At 62.4% G+C, this 17,531-nt stretch carries 15 protein-coding genes, 1 pseudogene and 1 riboswitch; of the genes and pseudogenes, 7 read left to right on the top strand and 9 right to left on the bottom strand.

Annotated elements, in window-relative coordinates; genetic code table 11:
* Positions 1-25: 25 nt before the first annotated feature.
* Together AYB31_RS14460 and AYB31_RS14455 are read right to left on the bottom strand one after the other, a co-directional pair.
* On the bottom strand, positions 26-1,960 hold the full coding sequence (locus AYB31_RS14460) for a DUF1302 domain-containing protein (protein ID WP_068829397.1): 1,935 nt from the start codon (positions 1,958-1,960) through the stop codon (positions 26-28).
* A 219-nt stretch (positions 1,961-2,179) separates the two neighbouring features.
* A complete protein-coding gene (locus AYB31_RS14455) occupies positions 2,180-3,862 on the bottom strand; it encodes a fatty acid--CoA ligase (protein ID WP_068829396.1) in 1,683 nt (560 codons plus the stop codon).
* 172 nt (positions 3,863-4,034) lie between these two features.
* Here AYB31_RS14455 and AYB31_RS14450 point away from each other — a divergent pair, with 172 nt between their 5' ends.
* Complete coding sequence (locus AYB31_RS14450; RefSeq protein ID WP_068829395.1) at positions 4,035-5,210, top strand: thiolase family protein; 1,176 nt, start codon at positions 4,035-4,037, stop codon at positions 5,208-5,210.
* Between the two features lie 54 nt (positions 5,211-5,264).
* On the opposite strand, the gene AYB31_RS14445 is transcribed toward AYB31_RS14450, so the two are convergent.
* Positions 5,265-5,894: a LysE family transporter gene (locus AYB31_RS14445; protein WP_068829394.1), complete on the bottom strand. Its 630-nt coding sequence runs from the start codon at positions 5,892-5,894 to the stop codon at positions 5,265-5,267.
* A gap of 80 nt (positions 5,895-5,974) precedes the next feature.
* Between AYB31_RS14445 and AYB31_RS14440 the strand changes: the two genes are divergently transcribed.
* The 4 genes from AYB31_RS14440 (at position 5,975) to AYB31_RS14425 (ending at position 9,349) form a co-directional block, all read left to right on the top strand.
* Complete coding sequence (locus tag AYB31_RS14440) at positions 5,975-6,943, top strand: 2-hydroxyacid dehydrogenase (RefSeq protein WP_068829393.1); 969 nt, start codon at positions 5,975-5,977, stop codon at positions 6,941-6,943.
* A 33-nt stretch (positions 6,944-6,976) separates the two neighbouring features.
* Positions 6,977-7,975 carry a class I SAM-dependent methyltransferase gene (locus AYB31_RS14435; protein WP_068829392.1) on the top strand — a complete coding sequence of 333 codons (999 nt, stop codon included), beginning with the start codon at positions 6,977-6,979 and terminating at the stop codon, positions 7,973-7,975.
* A gap of 33 nt (positions 7,976-8,008) precedes the next feature.
* A riboswitch (yybP-ykoY riboswitch) is annotated at positions 8,009-8,124 on the top strand.
* Between the two features lie 97 nt (positions 8,125-8,221).
* Complete coding sequence (locus tag AYB31_RS14430) at positions 8,222-8,803, top strand: TMEM165/GDT1 family protein (RefSeq protein ID WP_162493008.1); 582 nt, start codon at positions 8,222-8,224, stop codon at positions 8,801-8,803.
* A 102-nt stretch (positions 8,804-8,905) separates the two neighbouring features.
* Positions 8,906-9,349: an ester cyclase gene (locus AYB31_RS14425; protein ID WP_068829391.1), complete on the top strand. Its 444-nt coding sequence runs from the start codon at positions 8,906-8,908 to the stop codon at positions 9,347-9,349.
* Between the two features lie 32 nt (positions 9,350-9,381).
* Here the strand turns inward: AYB31_RS14425 and AYB31_RS14420 are convergent, their stop codons facing one another.
* Complete coding sequence (locus AYB31_RS14420; protein WP_068829390.1) at positions 9,382-10,197, bottom strand: M48 family metallopeptidase; 816 nt, start codon at positions 10,195-10,197, stop codon at positions 9,382-9,384.
* A gap of 110 nt (positions 10,198-10,307) precedes the next feature.
* Here AYB31_RS14420 and AYB31_RS22345 point away from each other — a divergent pair.
* Positions 10,308-11,651, top strand: a pseudogene (locus AYB31_RS22345) (HAMP domain-containing protein); the annotation flags it as partial.
* A 15-nt stretch (positions 11,652-11,666) separates the two neighbouring features.
* Complete coding sequence (locus tag AYB31_RS22340; protein WP_442961820.1) at positions 11,667-12,509, top strand: methyl-accepting chemotaxis protein; 843 nt, start codon at positions 11,667-11,669, stop codon at positions 12,507-12,509.
* Between the two features lie 94 nt (positions 12,510-12,603).
* Here the strand turns inward: AYB31_RS22340 and ispD are convergent, their stop codons facing one another.
* The 5 genes from ispD to AYB31_RS14390 all read right to left on the bottom strand — a co-directional run bounded on the left by ispD (position 12,604) and on the right by AYB31_RS14390 (position 17,509).
* Positions 12,604-13,314, bottom strand: coding sequence for a 2-C-methyl-D-erythritol 4-phosphate cytidylyltransferase (ispD, locus tag AYB31_RS14410; protein WP_068829388.1), 711 nt, complete (start codon positions 13,312-13,314; stop codon positions 12,604-12,606).
* Positions 13,311-13,592: a cell division protein FtsB gene (gene ftsB / locus AYB31_RS14405; RefSeq protein WP_068829478.1), complete on the bottom strand. Its 282-nt coding sequence runs from the start codon at positions 13,590-13,592 to the stop codon at positions 13,311-13,313. The genes ispD and ftsB overlap by 4 nt, the downstream gene beginning before the upstream one ends.
* 59 nt (positions 13,593-13,651) lie before the next feature.
* Complete coding sequence (gene eno, locus AYB31_RS14400) at positions 13,652-14,941, bottom strand: phosphopyruvate hydratase (protein ID WP_068829387.1); 1,290 nt, start codon at positions 14,939-14,941, stop codon at positions 13,652-13,654.
* A gap of 83 nt (positions 14,942-15,024) precedes the next feature.
* Positions 15,025-15,870, bottom strand: coding sequence for a 3-deoxy-8-phosphooctulonate synthase (kdsA, locus tag AYB31_RS14395; protein ID WP_068829386.1), 846 nt, complete (start codon positions 15,868-15,870; stop codon positions 15,025-15,027).
* Positions 15,871-15,880: 10 nt separating this feature from the next.
* The gene (locus AYB31_RS14390) at positions 15,881-17,509 is read right to left on the bottom strand and encodes a CTP synthase (RefSeq protein ID WP_068829385.1); all 1,629 of its coding nucleotides are present in this window, start codon (positions 17,507-17,509) and stop codon (positions 15,881-15,883) included.
* Positions 17,510-17,531: the final 22 nt, after the last annotated feature.

Raw genomic sequence — 17,531 nt, 5'->3', positions numbered from 1 at the left:
AGTCATCCTTATTCTTGTTCTGCGCTTAGAAGCTCATGCCAACGCTAAAGGCCAGGAAGTCACGATCATCAACGGTGGTGTACTTACCATCGAAGAAGTTGGTGTACGACAGACTGGCGGTGTAGGTGTTCTGATACTCGGCGTCCAGCCCCAGACTGATAGCTTTACGACCTTCTTCAAAGTTGCCCCCCGGACCAGGCGAGTAGCCATCCACGTCATGCGACCAAGCCAGGTTCGGCTTGAGGTTCACACCGGCAAATACATCTGGATATTCCCAGATAGCACGAGCGCGATAGCCCCAAGAATCAGTGGTTGTGAAGCCATCTTTGTCGCACGCTTTGCCGAGCATGCTGTTACTGGCCAGACCATTGCTGGTACTTGCGTTAACAGCAGTGCACATATCGCCGGCAGTGCCAAAGATCGGATCACGACCGTAGCGAACGTCCTTGCTGCTCTCCAGGCCACCAACATGCGTCCAGCCGACCTCACCAACCAGAGTCAGGCGAGATGCACCCATGACCTGATCAAAGAAGTGGGTGAAGGTGGTCTGCAGCTGGGTGACTTCCTTGCGGCGATAACCATGCAGCAAGCCTTCGGAGTCGGCGCCGAGCGGCGAGATGTTAGCGTACGGGTTAACCACTACACCTGGAGCAACGGTCAACCCCAGATCTTTCAAGCCCGCATACAGGATATCAGTGGTATTAAGTTGTATCGGTGCATTCGGGCGATAGCTGATCTCACCCTGCCAGGCAGTACCAGTAGGAAGAGTCGTTGAGAAACTCAAGCCATACAGCTTGATGTCTTCCGGATACTCCATGAAGTAGCCGCCGTTGGCAGCCAAAACAGCAGCACCTGCACCTGCTGCAGCTGTCGCACCAAGCCCCAGAGAACCTGTCGCAATTTGGTTCGCCGTCGCAATGGCGCCAGCACTTGGAGAGACACCACTGAAGATAGGAGCGCGGCTGTGGTAGTTCATGAAGTAAGCGCCGAATTCAGTATCCAGCGGCTCAAACATATAGCGCAACGCCAAGCCCCATTGCCCATCGTCACGTGCATCACTGTCACCACGACGAGGAACAATAATTCCCTCATTGGTAGCAGTGATCAGATCAACGTTACGTCCGGGAATAGCATTTAGCGCAGTAATGGACCCGTTGAGGGTAGCCAGGTTCGCCCCTGGATTTCGCAACACATTCAGGTTGGTATCACAACCATCGGCAACGACATCCGCCTGTGCGAAGAAAGTACCGCAGTTGTCGGCAACCGTTTGATCCCACTCCAGCTGGTAGAAGGCCTCAGCGGAGAGGTTGTCGGTCAGGCTCTGCGATACGTAGAACATGTTGACCGGAATCAGGCCTTCTTTGATTTCCGCGCCAGGACGTCGAAAAGCGGCCACATCAACCGGGTTGACGGCGTTGATGCCGTTCTGAATGAACGTACTTTCACCCCAGCTCACCACCTGTTTGCCCAAACGTACAGAGCCTGGTTGCTCGCCGATTGAGTAGTTGTGGTAAACGAATGCGTCGAGAATCTCCGCGCCGGAAGCCTGGGCAGCTTCCTTACGATTGTGATCGTCGATGTCTTTGAACAGGCGACTTTCATCCTTCAGCTCAAAGTCATACCAGTACTTGCCGCGAACGAACACGCCCGTATCGCCGTAGCGCAGCTCAAGGTCGTGAATGCCTTTGAAAATCTTCGAGAAGGTCTCGCCTTTCTTGAAGTTCAGACGACCGTCGTCCGAGGTCTGGGATAAACCGCGACCGCCGTTATTGACACCGATCAGGTCCTTGTCTGCGTCAGCAGTGGACCAACTAGCGCCGACAGACAGGGAAGAGTCGAACTGACCTTCGATCTCGCCGATATCGAACGAGACAGCGAAGGCCGGGGCAGCGATGGTGGAGGCAAGGCTGACTGCCAGGGGCAGTTTGGCCAGTTGCCAGAATGGGTTGGTTTTTGTCATCGACGCTACTCCATGTGTTTTTTGTTATGGATGCGGCGGACTATAGTCACCCCCCTTTAGTGCTTGATCCCCCTAAAGTGTGATTTCAAGCCCGCAACCCCTCTAGACCGGCCAGTCACGAAAGCGCGCGACTGACTGGACGCACCTGGAACAGCAATTAACAAGCCAAGCGTTTGCTTGGCACAGGGGATTTACCCCCCGTACCAGCCCCTGCTAGCCCTAAAGAGTGGAAAGAAATGCGCTACCGGCCGCCTGCCACTGAGCGATATCCAGACGTATACGTTTCTTGTCCAGCTTCCCCACACTGGTCTTGGGAACTTCGGTAACAATCGCGATCTGACTGGGTATCGCCCACTTGTTGATGTTGCCCTGCTCGACGAATGGCTTGAGGTGCTCCTTCAACCCCCTGGCGTCCAGCTCATGGCCGTCGCGCAATACCAGCAGTGCAAATGGGCGCTCGCCCCATTGCGGGTCGGGAATCCCTACCACAGCCACCTCGCGCACGGCCGGATGACGGCTGATCAGGTCCTCGAGCTCTAGTGAGGACAGCCACTCACCGCCGGTCTTGATGACATCCTTGATGCGGTCGCGAATATCGATGAAGCCGAAGTCGTCCAGGGTGGCAACGTCACCTGTATGCAACCAGCCGTGCTCCCACAGTTCCGCGCTCTTCTGCGGCTCGTTGAAGTAACCCATGGTCAACCAGGGCGCGCGTAGCACCAGCTCACCCTGAGTCTCTCCGTCTGCCGGTAACAGCTGACCATCCGGTCCCATCAAAGCGGTTTCCACCAGCGGCACCGGCACACCGGCCTTGATGCGGTAGGTAGTGCGTTCATCCTCGCTACCTGCCAGCAGCTCTTCGTTGATATGGGCACAGGAGATCAGCGGACAGGTCTCGGACATGCCGTAAGCAGCGGTAAGCTGAATGCCACGGGCCTTGGCAGCCTCATACAAGGCACGGTTCAGGGCACTACCACCGATGATGACCTTCCAGCCGCCGAAATCGATGTTCTGCGCACTCTTGCAGTTGAGCACCATCTGCAGAATGGTCGGCACGCAGTGAGAGAAAGTGACCTTCTCGGTCTGCCACAGCTTGACCAACATGTCCGGCTCATAACGCCCCGGATAAACCTGCTTGATCCCGAGCATGGTGGCCACGTAGGGAATGCCCCAGGCATGCACGTGGAACATCGGCGTGATCGGCATGTACACATCGTTGGTGCCCAACAGGCGCACACTGTCCACGCTACCCAACACGCTGGCCTCGGCCAGGGTGTGCAGCACCAGTTGGCGATGGGTGAAGTACACGCCCTTGGGGTTGCCGGTAGTACCGGTGGTGTAGAAGGTAGTGGCCACCGAGTTCTCGTCGAAATCGGGAAAGTCGTACGCCGGGCTGGCCGCCGCCAGCAGGCCCTCGTATTCGCCCACCAGATTGGCCAGGTCGGCAGTTTTACTGGCCTCGTCAGTCAGCAGCAGGGTCTTTTCCACCGTAGTTAGCTGACCCTCGATGCTCTTGTACAACCCCACGAACTCGCTGTTGACCAGAACGAATTTGTCCTCGGCATGATTCATGGTGTAGAGGATCTGGTCGGCGGACAGGCGGATGTTGATGGTGTGCAGCACGGCGCCGATCATGGGGATGGCGAACATGCACTCAAGGTAACGATGACTGTCCCAGTCCATTACCGCTACGGTGTCACCCGCTTTTACACCAGCGGCCGTGAGCACATTGGCCAGGCGCGCCACGCGCTCGTTGAACGTCGCGTAACTGAAGCGCAACTGGTCACGATAGACGATCTCCCGGGTCTTCTCGTAGCGACTGCCCGAGAGCAGTAGGCGCTTGATCAGCAGGGGAGCCTGATTGGCGTTTTCGGTTGGCGGAATGACGCGAGTCTGCAGCATGGCGGTAACCTGATTGTTCGAAATAATTGTGGTTGCCAATCTAGAACCGCTCTGGCATCCACTTAATCAACCCAAAGAATGATTTTCCATATGACTCTTTGGCCACTTTTGGTCACGCAGTAGAATCGAGTCGTACCAGCCGTTCCGGCTTCATCAGTTAGAGGTAATACCGATGTCCGATATCGTCATCGTCAGCGCCGCCCGCACCCCCATGGGCGGTTTCCAGGGCAGCCTGTCCGGGATTCCCGCCGTCGACCTGGGCGCCGCCGCCATTCGCGAGGCCGTGGCCCGCGCCGGCATCCAGCCCGAAGACGTGCAGGAAGTGATCATGGGCTGCGTGCTGCCCGCCGGCCTCAAGCAGGGCCCGGCTCGCCAGGCCTCGCTGAATGCGGGCCTGCCAGCCGCCACGGGCTGCACCACCATCAACAAGCTGTGCGGTTCCGGCATGAAGGCCGTGATGCAAGCCTTTGACGCCCTCAAGGCCGGTAGCAACGAAGTGATGGTCGCCGGCGGCATGGAAAGCATGTCCAACGCCCCCTACATCATCGAGAAGGCCCGCACCGGCCTGCGCATGGGCCATGGCGAGATCAAGGACCACATGTTCTTCGACGGCCTGGAAGATGCCCGTACCGGCCGCCTGATGGGCTCCTTCGCCCAGGAAACCGCCGACAAGTACGGCATCACCCGCGAGGAGATGGACGCCTACGCCATCGAGTCACTCAAGCGCGCCCAGGCCGCCATCCAGAGCGGCGAGCTGGCCAGCGAAATCGTTCCGGTCACCGTTACCAACCGCAAGGGTGAGGTGGTGGTAAAGGATGACGAACAGCCGCTGACCGCCAACCTGGAGAAGATTCCCGGCCTCAAGCCGGCCTTCAAGAAGGACGGCACCATCACCGCGGCCAACGCCAGCTCGATCTCCGACGGCGCTAGCGCCCTGGTCCTGATGACCGCCGAGGAAGCCTCCAAGCGCGGCCTCAAGCCACTGGCCAAGATCGTCGCCCACGCCACCCAGAGCCAGGACCCGAGCGAGTTCACCATTGCCCCGATCGGCGCCATGAGCAACCTGTTCAAGAAAACCGGCTGGAGCAAGGACGACGTCGACCTGTTTGAAATCAACGAAGCCTTCGCCATGGTCACCATGCTGGCCATGCGCGAACACGGCCTGGACCACGCCAAGGTCAACGTCTACGGCGGCGCCTGCGCCCAGGGCCACCCGGTCGGCTCGACCGGCTCGCGCCTGATCGTCACCCTGATCAACGCCCTGCGCAACAAGGGCGGCAAGCGCGGCGTAGCTTCGCTGTGCATCGGCGGCGGCGAAGCGACTGCCGTGGCCATCGAGCTGCTGTAAACCCTGCAGCAACGAAAAGCCCCGCCTAGGCGGGGCTTTTTTATGCATCTCTGCTTATCGAAGCTCGGTAAAGGCCAGCTTAACGCCCAACCCCACCAGCACCGCGCCCATCAGCCGATCGAACCAGTGGCCCATGCGGGCGAAGCCGGCGCGCACCCGGCGCTGGCTGAACAGCAAGGCCACCAGGCAGAACCAGATCGCCGTGGCAAAAGCTAGGTACACGCCATAACCGGCCTGCACCGCCAGCGGCGTGTGCGGGTTGATCACCACGGTGAACAGCGAGAGGAAGAAGAGCGTGGCCTTGGGGTTCAGCCCATTGGTCACGAAGCCGGTCATGAAAGCGCCACGCGGCGAGCGCTCGCCGGCCTCGGCGGTGACATCTAGCGCGCCAGGCGCGGCCGGCTTGGCCCGCAGCGCCTTGATACCTATGTAGAACAGGTAAGCCGCAGCCAACCACTTCAACGCGTTGAACAGCACGATCGACTGCGACACGATCAGGCCAATGCCCAGCAACGAATAGGCCACGTGCACGAAGATGCCGGTGCCTACGCCCAGTGCCGTCCAGGTACCGGCGCGACGGCCATGGGCCACGCTCTCGCGCACCACGATGGCGAAATCCGGCCCCGGACTGGCCACGGCCAGCAGGTGGATCAGCGCCACAGTCAAAAACTCCGCCCAGTACATGCGACCTCCGAACAGTGGGAATCAAAGCGACAGGCTGGCAACCTTACGCCAGCCACCTACATTCGCAACAGGTACAACTGATGAACAACAGCGTTCGCGCGGTCTTCCTCGACCACGCCTCCCTCGATCTCGGTGATCTGGATATGTCGCCACTGCGCCAGGTATTCGACGAGCTGGTCTTGTACCCGGCGAGCACAGCCGAGCAGGTGAGCGAGCGCCTGCAGGGAGTCCAGATCGCGATCAGCAACAAGGTGCCGATCAATGCCGCCACCCTGGCCGCCTGCCCGGAGCTGAAGCTGATCCTGGTCTCCGCCACCGGCACCAACAATATCGACCTGGCTGCCGCACGCGAACGTGGCATCACGGTCGCCAACTGCCAGGGCTACGGCACCGCTTCGGTGGCGCAGCACGCGCTGACGCTGTTGCTCAGCCTGGCCACGCGCCTGCCCGACTACCAGACGGCAGTCCGCGACGGCGCCTGGCAGCGCGCCAGCCAATTCTGCCTGCTGGACTTCCCGATCATGGAGCTGGCGGGCAAGACGCTCGGCATCCTCGGCCACGGCGAGCTCGGCAGCGCCTTCGCCCGCCTGGCCGAGGCACTGAGCATGCGCATCCTCTATGGCGCCCTGCCCGGTCGCCCGGCGCGGGCCGATCGTCTGCCGCTGCAGGAGCTGCTACCGCAAGTCGATGCGCTCAGCCTGCACTGCCCGCTGACCGAGCAGACTCGCAACCTGATCGGTGCCAGCGAGCTGGCGCTGATGAAACCCCAGGCGCTGCTGATCAACACCGCGCGCGGCGGACTGGTCGACGAACAGGCACTGGCCGATGCCTTGCGTGCCGGTCATCTTGGCGGAGCCGCCTTCGATGTGCTGACCGAGGAACCACCGCGTAACGGCAACCCGCTGCTGGCGCCAGGCATCCCCCGCCTGATCATCACCCCGCACAACGCCTGGGGCAGCCGCGAAGCACGCCAGCGCATCGTCGGACAGCTGGCGGAGAACGCGGCGGCGTTCTTCGCAGGTGCGCCCAAGCGAGTGGTCAACGGGTAAACTACGCGCCCTTTTCTGCCCCGGAGAACGCCCATGGACCCACGAAGCGAAGTACTGCTGCGCCAGGTGGAATTGTTCCGGGGCGATCTGCTGCTGGCCGGCCTGCCCGCCGATGACCTGCTCGGCCAACTACCGCGTGCCCATGGCTGGAGCTGGCACGCCGGCGAGCACGGCACGCTCATCGCACGCTTCGCCGAACGCAGCCAGTTCGGCGTCAGCGCTCCCGAGCGCGCCTTCGACAGCGCCGTGCTGTTCCTGCCCAAGTCCCGCGAGCTCACCGACTACCTGCTGCAAGCCCTCGCCGCGCGCCTGGCCGGTCGCGAGCTGTATCTGGTCGGCGAAAAACGCGGCGGCATCGAGCGCGCAGCCAAGCAGCTGGCCGCCTACGGCAAGCCACGCAAGCTGGACAGCGCCCGTCACTGCCAGCTGTGGCAGGTAACGGTCGAGCAAGTACCGGCCGCGCCCGACCTGCACGGACTGGCCCAGCGTTTCGAGTTGCCCTTGGCCGACGGCCCGCTGCAGGTCGTCAGCCTGCCCGGCGTGTTCAGCCATGGCCGCCTGGATCGCGGCAGCGCTCTGCTGCTGGAGCAGCTTGGCAATCTTCCAAACGGCCATCTGCTCGACTTCGGCTGCGGTGCCGGCATACTCGGCGCCGTGATCAAACGGCGCTATCCGCACAGCACGGTAAGCATGCTCGATGTCGACGCCTTCGCCGTCGAGAGCAGCCGTCTGACCCTGGCCGCCAACTGCCTGGAGGCCGAGGTGATCGCCGGCGATGGTATCGATGCCGCGCCAACGGGCCTGGCCGCCATCGTCAGCAATCCGCCCTTCCACAGCGGCGTGCATACCGACTACCAGGCCAGCGAACAGCTGCTGCGCCAGGCCGCACGCCATCTGCAACCTGGCGGCGAGCTACGCTTGGTGGCCAACAGCTTCCTCAAATACCCGCCACTGATCGAACAGCATCTGGGCAAATGCCAGACCCTTAGCGAGGGAGATGGCTTTCGCATCTATCGTGCCGTTCGGCGCTGATGCTTGCTTCGACAAGACGGCTTGGGCAAAATGCCGCCCGTCCTAGGGGAGTAGTCTCCCGTGAGCGCCCAGCTCACCCGGCATGCGTCAACACACTTGCTCCGCAGAGCATGGCGCATGCGACCCAAGGCCCATAGCGGCCAGGGTTTGACAAGACCTATGACACGCACACCTCACCCGGGGCGGGAAGGTCGTACGTGTCATAGCTAACCGTCAAACCCGCCCCCGTAGGATCGCCTGATGATGTTGGAATCCCTGTTCGTACCCACCGGTATCGTGGCTCTCGCCGAAATCGGCGACAAGACGCAGCTGCTCGCCCTGTTGCTGGCGGCGCGCTTCCGTCGTCCCTGGCCGATCATCTGGGGCATCGTCGTCGCCACCCTGGCCAACCACGCCGCCGCAGGCGCCGTGGGCAACTGGGTTGCCGGCTTTTTCTCGCCCACCGCACTGAGCTGGATTCTCGCAGTCAGCTTCGCCGCCGTGGCCCTGTGGACACTGATCCCGGACAAACTCGACGATGACGAGGAGTCCAGCCTGCGAAAATTCGGCCCCTTCCTCACCACCCTGATCGCCTTCTTCCTCGCCGAGATGGGCGACAAAACCCAGGTCGCTACCGTGATGCTCGCCGCGCAGTACCCGGACTTCATCCTGGTGGTCATCGGCACAACCCTGGGCATGCTGATCGCCAACGTGCCCGTGGTGCTGGCCAGTCACTTCGCTGCCGATCGTCTGCCGTTGACGCTCATTCGTCGCCTGGCTGCCCTCGCCTTTGCCGCCCTGGCCATCTATGCAGCCTTTCAGGCGCTGGGCTTTGGCGAGGCCAACTGACAACCAGGAAGATGATTCACCTCACATACAGGGGGTGGCAAAAGTCTCAGTGCTGGTAATCTGTGCAACGGATTGTGAAGTACCCGTCAAAAGGAGCAGTACATGTCAGCGGATGAAATGAAAAGACGCGTGCGCCAGCACATCGACCTGACCTGGAACAAAGGCCGCCTGGCCCTCGCCGAGCAGATGCACGGCGCCGACTTCCTCTACAAGAGCTCGTTCATCGGTCACCCGCTGAACAGCAGCGCCTTCACCCAGATGGTGCAGGACATCCGCAGCGCCATGCCGGACATGGAGGTGGTCGTCGAGGAGTGCATCGCCGAGGGCTACAAGGTGGTTACCTGGAGCACCATGATCGGCACCATCGAGAAACCGGCGCTGGGCTACCCGCCCAGCGACAAGGTGCTGAGCATCTCGGCCATGGCCTTCTGGACCCTGGCACCTAACGGCGATATCCGCGAGATCTGCACCATGTTCGACATGGAAAGCTTCCGTGCCCAGCTCGGCCTGGAAACCCGCCCCTTCGCCGAGAAGGCCCTGCCCTGATATGACAACGGCGCCCTCGGGCGCCGTTTTCGCTACTTTCTGGCCTGCTGGTACAGCGGCATCACCTTGGGAATCGTCGCCTGCAAGGCCGCTATGCGGCTGCTCGAAGACGGGTGCGTGCTCATGAACTCCGGCGGCGCGCCACCACCAGCCTTGCTCATCTTCTGCCAGAGGCTGATCGCCGCATTCGGGTCGTAGCCGGCACGCGCCGACAGCTCCAGGCCGATGATATCTGCCTCGTTCTCATTGGAACGGCTGTTGGGCAAGGTCATCAGGTACTCCACGCCGGTATCGGCCATCTGCTTGCCGGCCTCGCCCAGCCCCAGCAGAGCACTGCCCAGCTGGGTCGCCATCTGTGTGCCATAGGCCTTGGACATGGCCTCACGACTGTGCTCGCGCAAGGCGTGGGCGATCTCGTGGCCCATCACCGCCGCCAGTTCGGCATCGGTCAGTTGCAGCTGCTCGATCAGGCCGCTGTAGACGATGATCTTGCCGCCAGGGCCGCAGTTGGCGTTGAGCTCGTCACTGTCGATCAGGTTGACCTGCCAGTCCCACTGCGCGGCATCGGCGCGGAACACCGGCGCCTGGGCAATCAGACGCTTGGCGATGGCCTGCACTCGCTGGGCATTCTTGCTGCTCTTGTCCAGCACACCCTTGCTCGACGCCTCGCTGAGCGTCTGCTGATAGGCCTTGGCGTACATGCTGTCGACTTCCTGGGCAGACAGCATGCTGAACATGTACTGCTTGCGCTCCACGCCCACGGCACCACCGCTGGTGGTGTTCACGGCCTGACAGGCCACCAGCAGGGACAGGCTGGCCAGGGCGGTCAGACGAAACAGGCTGTGCATAACGATCCTCCGGATAAACAAGCGCCGTATGCTAGGGCGCCACCCGACGCAGGGCAACGTCCCGCTTGCACTATGACCCACAGCCATCTTTGCTAGTTGCAGAGGCATTAATGCTTCAGCCCTCTGCGGCCGATAAGCCAGGGACAGGCAGCACCCAGCAATGCGGAGTCCCTATGCGTTTTAAATCCATCCAGTTTTCCGTGGTTATCCTGGCTGGCGCCAGCGTATTGGCCGTCGTCGTGGCGCTGGTTCTGTATGCACTGTTCGCCGGCTCGAAAACCCAGGCCCTGGTGCATGAGCGCACGCAGACGCTGCTGGAACAGGTGATCGACCAGCGTCTGATCGCCCTGGCCGACGCCCAGGTCGGCAAGCTGCAGCGCCAGTTCGAAAGCCCGATGACCGTGGCCAAGTCGCTGGCCACCCTCAACAGCCAGCTCGGTACCGGCGCCGATGGCGCGGCGCCGGTGAGTCTTAGCCGCGAGGAGCTGTCGAATCTGATCAGCGTCTACCTGCAGAAGAACCCGGCGCTGATCGACCTGTATATCGGCTGGGAAGCCAACGCCTTCGACCAGGACGACGACCTCTATGCCGGTCAGGAGGCTGCCGGCTACGACGCCACGGGCCGCTTCATGCCCTGGTGGTACCGCGATGGTGGCGAGTTCAAGGTGGCACCGCTGACCGCCGAACAGATGGAAAGCGAAAAGAAGCTGCCCACCGGTGTGCGCGAGGGCGAGTACTACCTGTGCCCGAAGACCAGCCTGCAGCCCTGCGTGATCGACCCGGCCGCCTATGACTTCGGCGGCAAACAGGTGCTGGTCGCCTCGTTCAACGCTCCCATTCTGGTCGATGGTCAGTTCAAGGGCGTGGTGGGCAACGACCTGGCCCTGGACTTCATCCAGGGTCTGCTGAACGAGGCCAAGGGCGAGCTGTATGGCGGTGCCGGCGAACTGGCCCTGATCGCCGCCAACGGCACCCTGATCGCCGCCACCAAGGACACCAAGCTGATTGGTCAGCCCGCCGAGAAGGCACTCGCGACAAGCCTGTTGGCCCAACTCAAACAGAGCAGCGACGAGCGCGTTATCACTGCACTCGACGAGCAGAGCCAGCTGTTCCAGCTGCTCCTGCCGTTCAAGGTCGCCGGCACCGATACGCGCTGGACCCTGGCCATCGAACTTCCCACCTCGGCAGTCTTCGCCGACTTGCAGCAACTGCAGGCCGGGCTGGCGGAACAGGCGCACAAGGACACCCTGGGCATGGCCCTGGTCGGCCTGCTGATCGCAGCACTCGGCTTGCTGGTGATCTGGTTCGTCGGCTACGGTATCGCCCGCCCGCTGAAGCAGATGGTCGGCATGCTCGACGACATCGCCAAGGGCGACGGCGACCTCACCGTACGCCTGCAAGTGGATCGCGCCGACGAGCTCGGGCAGATCGCCGGCGGCTTCAACACCTTCCTAGACAAGCTGCAGGTGATGATCCGCGACGTGGTCAGCTCGGTACAGAAAGTCAGCGACTCATCCGAGCACACCGCCGATATCGCCATCCGCACCAATGAGGGCGTGCAGCGACAGATGGCGGAGATCGATCAAGTCGCCACCGCCGTGCACGAGATGACCGCCACCGCCCAGGACGTGGCACGCAACGCAACCCAGGCTGCCGAGGCAGCCAACCACGCCGACCACTCGGCCAACGACGGCAAGAGCATCGTGCAGCAGACCGCCAGCGCCATCGGCGCCCTGGCCACCGAGATCGGTCGCGCCACCGGCGTGGTACAGACCCTGGCCAAGGACAGCGAGAACATCAACGCCATCCTCACCGCCATCCGCGGCATCGCCGAGCAGACCAACTTGCTGGCGCTCAATGCCGCCATCGAAGCGGCACGCGCCGGTGAGCAGGGTCGCGGTTTCGCCGTGGTCGCCGACGAGGTACGCAACCTGGCGCAGAAGACCCAGCAGGCTACCGAAGAAATCCAGTCGATGATCCAGCAGTTGCAGCACGGTACGCGCGAAGTGGTCAGCGTGATGGAGCAGAGCCAGGCCAGGACCGACGAGAGCGTGCAACAGGCCGCAGCCGCCGCCGAGGCGTTGGAGTCGATCACCCAGGCGGTGTCGGTGATCAACGACATGAACACCCAGATCGCCAGCGCTGCCGAGGAGCAGAGCGCAGTGGCCGAGGACATCAACCGCAACGTCACCAATATCGGCCAGGTTGCCGCCGAGGTGGCCGGCGGCGCCGACGAGGCCAGCCAGGCCAGTGCCGAGCTGACCAAACTGGCCGAGCAGCAGCGGCGGTTGATCAATCAGTTCCGGGTATAGAAAGAGAGCAAGCTTGCGGCGCCAGGAACGGTAACCCGGACGTCAGTCGGGGACGGGTGACAAACCCCGGACTGAAGTCCGGGCTAGACCGCTGTCAATGCTTGTTCGCCCAGCGCTGACGCAGCCACTCGAGATCTTCCGGGCGGGTGATCTTCAAGTTGTCGGCGCGCCCTTCCACCAGCTTGGGCGCCTGCCCTGCCCACTCCAGGGCCGAGGCTTCGTCGGTGATTGCCACACCCGCCACCAGGGCATCGGCCAGGGCGTGGTGCAAGGCGGCGAAGCGGAACATCTGTGGCGTATAGGCCTGCCAGATCAGGCTGCGGTCCACCGTTTCGGCAACCCGGCCGTCAGCGCCTACACGCTTGAGGGTGTCACGCGCCGGCACCGCCAGCAGCCCGCCCACCGGGTCGAGCGCCAGCTCCAGCAGCAGCTTGTCCAGATCCTCCGTCGCCAGATTGGGCCGCGCGGCGTCATGCACCAGCACCCAATCGTCCGGCTGCGCGCCGAGCTCCAGCAGGCGCAACAGCCCGGCCAGCACCGAGTCGGCGCGCTCGGCACCACCGTCGGCGCGCTGCACACGTGCATCGCTGGCAGCCGGCAACGCCGGCCAGAACGGATCATCCGCCGCCAGGCAAAGCACCAGGCCCTTGAGCTGCGGATGATCGAGAAAACAATCGAGGGTATGTTCGAGGATGGTCCGCCCAGCCAGCTGCAAGTACTGCTTGGGACGGTCGGCGCGCATGCGCGAACCGATGCCCGCGGCGGGAATCACCACCCAGAACGGGGGAGTATCGTGCTGACTCATTCGGCCAGCTGGTAGAGGGTCTCGCCCTCTTTGACCATGCCCAGCTCGTGGCGAGCCCGCTCCTCGACCGTCTCCATACCCTTCTTCAGCTCGACTACTTCGGCTTCGAGGATACGGTTGCGTTCGAGCAGGCGCTCGTTCTCGCCCTGCTGCTCGGCGATCTGTCGCTTGAGTTCGGTGACCTGGGCCAGACTGCCCTCACCCACCCACAGGCGATACTGCAGCCCCGCCAGGACCACAATGAGCGCAACGAAGAGCCAGTAAGGCGCCTTTGACATGTTTTTCAGGGTATCCATACAAAAAGGGCAGCTTGCGCTGCCCTTTTACCATTCCCGGCTTAGCCGCGGAACTCGGCACGGCCCTTGTAGGGCGCTTTCCCGCCGAGCTGCTCTTCGATACGCAGCAGCTGGTTGTACTTGGACACGCGGTCGGAGCGGCACAGCGAGCCAGTCTTGATCTGGCCGGCAGCAGTACCGACAGCCAGGTCGGCGATGGTACTGTCCTCGGTCTCACCGGAACGGTGCGAGATGACGGCGGTGAAGCCGGCAGCCTTGGCCATCTGGATGGCTTCCAGGGTCTCGGTCAGCGAGCCGATCTGGTTGAACTTGATCAGGATCGAGTTGCCGATCTTCTCGTCGATGCCGCGCTTGAGGATCTTGGTGTTGGTGACGAACAGGTCGTCGCCGACCAGCTGTACCTTCTCGCCGATCTTGTCAGTCAGCACTTTCCAACCAGCCCAGTCGGACTCGTCCATGCCGTCTTCGATGGAGATGATCGGGTAACGCTGGGTCAGGCCAGCCAGGTAGTCGGCGAAACCTTCGGCGCTGAACACCTTGCCTTCGCCGGCCAGGTCGTACTGACCGTCCTTGAAGAACTCGGAGGAGGCGCAGTCCAGGGCCAGAGTGATGTCTTCACCCAGCTTGTAGCCAGCATTGGCCACGGCCTCGGCGATTGCAGCCAGAGCGTCTTCGTTGGAAGCCAGGTTCGGCGCGAAGCCACCCTCGTCACCCACGGCAGTGTTCAGGCCACGAGCCTTGAGCACGGCCTTGAGGTGATGGAAGATCTCGGCGCCCATGCGCAGGGCATCGGCGAAGTTCTTGGCGCCAACCGGCTGGACCATGAACTCCTGGATGTCGACGTTGTTATCGGCGTGCTCGCCACCGTTGATGATGTTCATCATCGGTACCGGCATGGAGTAGACGCCTGGGGTGCCGTTGAGGTCGGCGATGTGCGCGTACAGCGGCACACCCTTGGCCTGGGCAGCAGCCTTGGCGGCAGCCAGGGACACGGCGAGGATGGCGTTGGCGCCCAGCTTGCCTTTGTTCTCGGTGCCATCCAGGTCGATCATAGCCAGGTCGAGGGCCTTCTGCTCACGAGCATCTTTGCCCAGCAGCAGGTCGCGGATCGGGCCGTTGATGTTGGCCACAGCCTTCAGTACGCCCTTACCCAGGTAGCGGCTCTTGTCGCCATCACGCAGCTCCAGCGCCTCGCGCGAGCCGGTCGAGGCACCGGACGGCGCACAGGCGCTGCCGATGATGCCGTTGTCGAGGATCACATCGGCCTCTACGGTGGGGTTGCCACGGGAGTCGAGAACCTCACGGCCCTTGATATCGACGATTTTTGCCATCGCGTATAACACTCCAAACGTTTACGGAAGAATGCCTGCCGGTCACGGCCAACGGGCGCGCACTTTACCGGAGAAATGCCCGATCAGGCAGTCTCGATCGGCGGGAAACTCTTCACCAGGTCATCCAGCTGCTTGAGCTGGCTGAGGAAGGGTTCCAGCTTGTCCAGGCGCAAGGCGCAGGGGCCATCGCACTTGGCGTTGCTCGGATCCGGATGGGCCTCGAGGAACAGGCCAGCCAGACCCTGGCTCATGCCGGCCTTGGCCAGGTCGGTGACCTGGGCACGGCGACCGCCGGCGGAGTCGGCACGCCCGCCTGGCATCTGCAGGGCATGGGTGACGTCGAAGAACACCGGGTAGTTGAACTGCTTCATGATGCCGAAGCCGAGCATGTCCACCACCAGGTTGTTGTAACCGAAGGAAGAACCGCGCTCGCAGAGGATCAACTGGTCGTTACCCGCTTCCTCGCACTTGGTCAGGATGTGTTTCATCTCCTGGGGCGCGAGGAACTGAGCCTTCTTGATGTTGATCACCGCCTGGGTCTTGGCCATGGCCACCACCAGGTCGGTCTGTCGCGAGAGGAAGGCCGGCAACTGGATGATGTCGCAGACCTCGGCCACCGGAGCGGCCTGGTGCGGCTCGTGCACGTCGGTAATTACCGGCACGCCGAAGGTCTTCTTCACTTCTTCGAAGATCTTCATGCCCTCTTCCAGGCCCGGGCCACGGAAGGAGGTCACGGAGGAGCGGTTGGCCTTGTCGAAGCTGGCCTTGAACACGTAGGGGATGCCGAGCTTCTCGGTAACCCGCACGTACTCTTCGCAGGCCTGCATGGCCAGGTCGCGCGACTCCAGCACGTTGATCCCGCCAAACAGGACGAACGGCTTGTCGTTGGCGATCTCGATGTCGCCAACCTTGATGATCTTCTGGGTCATGTCCTTTGCCTTATGCCTTGCCGGCCTGCTTCAGGGCAGCCTTGACGAAGCCGCTGAACAGCGGATGGCCGTCGCGCGGGGTGGAGGTGAACTCCGGGTGGAACTGGCAGGCGACGAACCACGGATGGTCCGGCGCCTCGACCACTTCCACCAGGGCACCGTCAGCGGAGCGGCCGGTGATCTTCAGACCGGCCTGCTCCAACTGCGGCAGCAGGTTGTTGTTGACCTCGTAGCGGTGGCGGTGACGCTCGACAATCACGTCCTTGCCGTAGCACTCGCGGACATTGGAGCCGGCCATCAGCTGGCAATCCTGAGCGCCCAGGCGCATGGTGCCGCCCAGGTCGGATGCGTCGGAGCGGGTTTCGGTGGCACCCGTCGCGTCCTGCCACTCGGTGATCAGGCCGACCACCGGATGAGTGCTGTCCTGAGTGAACTCGCTGGAGTTGGCATCGTTCCAACCGACCACATTGCGTGCGTATTCGATCACGGCGACCTGCATGCCGAGGCAGATACCCAGGTAGGGGATCTTGTTCTCGCGGGCGTACTGCACGGTCTTGATCTTGCCTTCCACGCCACGCAGGCCGAAGCCGCCGGGCACGAGGATGGCGTCGACACCGGCCAGCAGCGCAGTGCCCTGGTTCTCGATATCTTCGGAGTCGATATAGCGCAGGTTGACCTTGGTGCGATTCTGGATACCCGCGTGGCTCATGGCCTCGATCAGCGATTTGTAGGCATCCAGCAGTTCCATGTACTTGCCGACCATGGCGATGGTGACTTCGCGCTCCGGGTTGAGCTTGGCATCGACCACGCGATCCCACTCGGAGAGATCGGCCGGCTGGCACTGCAAACCGAAGCGCTCGACGACGATGTCGTCCAGGCCCTGGGCGTGCAGCACGGACGGAATCTTGTAGATGGTGTCCACGTCTTCCAGAGCGATAACTGCACGCTCTTCGACGTTGGTGAACAGGGCGATCTTGCGCCGCGAGGCCAGGTCGATCTCGTGGTCGGAACGGCAGATCAACACGTCAGGCTGCACGCCGATGGAACGCAGTTCCTTGACCGAGTGTTGGGTCGGCTTGGTCTTGGTTTCGCCGGCGGTGGCGATGTACGGCACCAGGGTCAGGTGCATGAACATGGCGCGCTTGGCACCCAGCTCCACGCGCAGCTGACGAGCCGCCTCGAGGAACGGCTGCGATTCGATGTCGCCCACCGTGCCACCGATCTCGACCATCGCCACGTCGGCATCGCCGGCGCCCTTGATCACGCGGCGCTTGATCTCGTCGGTGATGTGCGGGATGACCTGGATGGTCGCGCCCAGGTAATCACCACGGCGCTCCTTGCGCAGCACGTCTTCGTAGACACGGCCGGTGGTAAAGTTGTTGTTCTTGGTCATGGTCGTGCGGATGAACCGCTCGTAGTGACCCAGATCGAGGTCGGTCTCGGCGCCGTCGTGGGTGACGAACACCTCACCGTGCTGGAACGGGCTCATGGTGCCCGGATCGACGTTGATATAGGGGTCCAGCTTGAGCATGGTGACCTTCAGGCCACGCGCCTCCAGGATGGCCGCCAAGGAAGCCGAGGCGATGCCTTTCCCCAATGAAGAAACAACACCACCCGTGACGAAGATGTAGCGCGTCATGAAAAGTCCTAGAAGTCTGCGT

The sequence above is a fragment of the Pseudomonas sp. BMS12 genome (genome assembly GCF_001592875.1).
Taxonomy (GTDB): domain Bacteria; phylum Pseudomonadota; class Gammaproteobacteria; order Pseudomonadales; family Pseudomonadaceae; genus Aquipseudomonas.
The sequence above is the reverse complement of the archived record's forward strand: the minus strand, read 5'-3'. Positions and strand labels throughout refer to the sequence as shown.

Bases quoted from the DNA above. Each gene is read 5' to 3' on its own strand.
- AYB31_RS14460 (WP_068829397.1), bottom strand. From the start codon at position 1,960: ATGACAAAAACCAACCCATTCTGGCAACTGGCCAAACTGCCCCTGGCA.
- AYB31_RS14455 (WP_068829396.1), bottom strand. From the start codon at position 3,862: ATGCTGCAGACTCGCGTCATTCCGCCAACCGAAAACGCCAATCAGGCT.
- AYB31_RS14450 (WP_068829395.1), top strand. From the start codon at position 4,035: ATGTCCGATATCGTCATCGTCAGCGCCGCCCGCACCCCCATGGGCGGT.
- AYB31_RS14445 (WP_068829394.1), bottom strand. From the start codon at position 5,894: ATGTACTGGGCGGAGTTTTTGACTGTGGCGCTGATCCACCTGCTGGCC.
- AYB31_RS14440 (WP_068829393.1), top strand. From the start codon at position 5,975: ATGAACAACAGCGTTCGCGCGGTCTTCCTCGACCACGCCTCCCTCGAT.
- AYB31_RS14435 (WP_068829392.1), top strand. From the start codon at position 6,977: ATGGACCCACGAAGCGAAGTACTGCTGCGCCAGGTGGAATTGTTCCGG.
- AYB31_RS14425 (WP_068829391.1), top strand. From the start codon at position 8,906: ATGTCAGCGGATGAAATGAAAAGACGCGTGCGCCAGCACATCGACCTG.
- AYB31_RS14420 (WP_068829390.1), bottom strand. From the start codon at position 10,197: ATGCACAGCCTGTTTCGTCTGACCGCCCTGGCCAGCCTGTCCCTGCTG.
- AYB31_RS22340 (WP_442961820.1), top strand. From the start codon at position 11,667: ATGATCCGCGACGTGGTCAGCTCGGTACAGAAAGTCAGCGACTCATCC.
- ispD (WP_068829388.1), bottom strand. From the start codon at position 13,314: ATGAGTCAGCACGATACTCCCCCGTTCTGGGTGGTGATTCCCGCCGCG.
- ftsB (WP_068829478.1), bottom strand. From the start codon at position 13,592: ATGTCAAAGGCGCCTTACTGGCTCTTCGTTGCGCTCATTGTGGTCCTG.
- eno (WP_068829387.1), bottom strand. From the start codon at position 14,941: ATGGCAAAAATCGTCGATATCAAGGGCCGTGAGGTTCTCGACTCCCGT.
- kdsA (WP_068829386.1), bottom strand. From the start codon at position 15,870: ATGACCCAGAAGATCATCAAGGTTGGCGACATCGAGATCGCCAACGAC.
- AYB31_RS14390 (WP_068829385.1), bottom strand. From the start codon at position 17,509: ATGACGCGCTACATCTTCGTCACGGGTGGTGTTGTTTCTTCATTGGGG.